The sequence below is a fragment of the Legionella nautarum genome, from assembly GCF_001467895.1.
In the GTDB taxonomy this organism is placed as follows: domain Bacteria; phylum Pseudomonadota; class Gammaproteobacteria; order Legionellales; family Legionellaceae; genus Tatlockia; species Tatlockia nautarum.
The window spans coordinates 62,607-63,772 of record NZ_LNYO01000019.1; the positions used below are offsets into that span (position 1 = coordinate 62,607).

Consider the following 1,166-nt stretch of genomic DNA (forward strand, 5'->3'; position numbering starts at 1 on the left):
GCGAAAACCTCTTTCTCAAAGGAAAAAATTGCAAAGCTCAGTGAAAACTTAGAAAGAGCAAAAACCAAATTTGAACATGCAATGGCAAGCGCTATGTATTCGGCTGCCAGGAATGGCCACACTGACCTGATAAAGCAAGCCTTAGAAAAAAAATTTATTCACGTTAACCAAAGCTTAATACTGAATACAACTCTATTATCTTCAGCAGCTGAACGTGAGCAACACAATCTGATGCAGTTTTTATTAGATAACGAGGCGGAGCCTGAACCAGCACTTTCTGTTGTACTAGGCCAACTCAAGTTCATTACTCGTGGAAGCGAAAGAGAAAACAGACTCGAGAAATCGGCTTTTATCCTTTTAAATGCAATTGAGAAACGAGGAGAACTAAAAAGCACTGATTCGCTAACACAAGCTCTGCACGGCGGCAAATTAGATATACTCAAACGGTTATTTGATTTAGACCAAGGAAGGCTTATTAAAATAGATACCATTGCAACACTGCTTCAGCAAGCTCGAGGTGATTGTAAAGAGTTCCTGCAAGAAAAATTAGCACAAGCGCAATCAGCAACAGTGCTAGAAGCATCTGCCGAAGAACAGAGCTTTACGTCAAAGGTAGAGGCTGAAGAGCCCTTTCATTTTTTTGAATCCTCAAGTGCGGTGTCTCAACTTAATGCTGTGGATCAAGATGAAGAATGCAGCTCTAATAATTCAAGCGCAGAGGCTGAGAATCCCTTTCGTTTTTTTGAATCCTCAGGTGCAACTTCTCAAGCAACTGCTGCAGATCAAGATGAAGAGTCCTCCAAACATAACGGGGTTTTTGCTGCGAAATAGATAACAAATCATCCCCCAGAATAATCCCTGCGAAGGCAGGGATTCCATTTATCAAAGCGGCATCGAAGCGCAGTCCAGTCTGCATTAAATAACTTCGTTGCTCCTTAACTTGCTGAAGAGAATTAAAGCGCTCATTCCACTTAGGAGTCTCGAAAAGCAAACTATTTTTGCAAGTTATTTGACCACCATGTATAATTATCCTCCTTTTAAGTTGGAAATCATTATGAAAGAATTACGCGAAGTTAGTACAATGAATATAATCCCAGAGTTACCAGAAGAGCTTTGGTCCCTCATTTTGTCATTTCTTGATCCTGAATCACTCATTAATAGCGTGG

At 40.5% G+C, this 1,166-nt stretch carries 1 protein-coding gene; it reads left to right on the forward strand.

Annotated elements, in window-relative coordinates:
* The coding region (locus Lnau_RS10370) for a hypothetical protein (protein ID WP_193786810.1) at positions 1-831 on the forward strand (831 nt) is incomplete at its 5' end.
* Between the last annotated feature and the right edge of the window lie 335 nt (positions 832-1,166).